The organism is Mesorhizobium sp. M7A.F.Ca.US.002.01.1.1, assembly GCF_004022955.1.
Classification (GTDB): Bacteria; Pseudomonadota; Alphaproteobacteria; order Rhizobiales; family Rhizobiaceae; genus Mesorhizobium; species Mesorhizobium ciceri.
Map to the genome: position 1 here is coordinate 1 of NZ_RZQE01001058.1, position 454 is coordinate 454.

The window sequence follows — 454 nt, forward strand, 5'->3', positions numbered from 1 at the left end:
CATCAGCGTGTTGAACACGCCCATCACCCGGCCGCGCCGCGACGGCGGTGCCAGCGACAGCGCCCACACCTCGCCAAGGATATAAAGCGGATTGATGACCACGCCGATGATGAAGCGGATGACGAACCACGCCACCCAGTCCTGTAGATAGCCGATGCCCAGGAAGCAGAGCGCGCCGGTCAGCGAGCAGCCGACCGCCAGGTTGCGCCCGCCGACCAGCCGCACCGCCGCCGGCACGAAGGAAGCCGACAGGATCAGCCCGAGCGGCATCATCGCCGCCGACAGGCCGATCAGCGCCGGCGACATGCCTTGCTTCTGCATCAGCAATGTGAACAGCGGCGAGCTCAGCCCTTGCGCGGCGCCAAACATGGCAAGTGCCGCGGTGACGCCGGCAAGCGCTGCCCATTGCGTTCCTGCTTCGCCTTCGCTCGAGCCGGTCGCGACCATGCTGCCA

Annotated in this window: 1 protein-coding gene; it reads right to left on the bottom strand. The window is 67.2% G+C overall.

The window, feature by feature from the left end; genetic code table 11:
• Positions 1-447 (bottom strand): MFS transporter (locus EN932_RS37680; RefSeq protein ID WP_164890923.1); only part of this gene is annotated, 447 nt, incomplete at its 3' end.
• Positions 448-454: the final 7 nt, after the last annotated feature.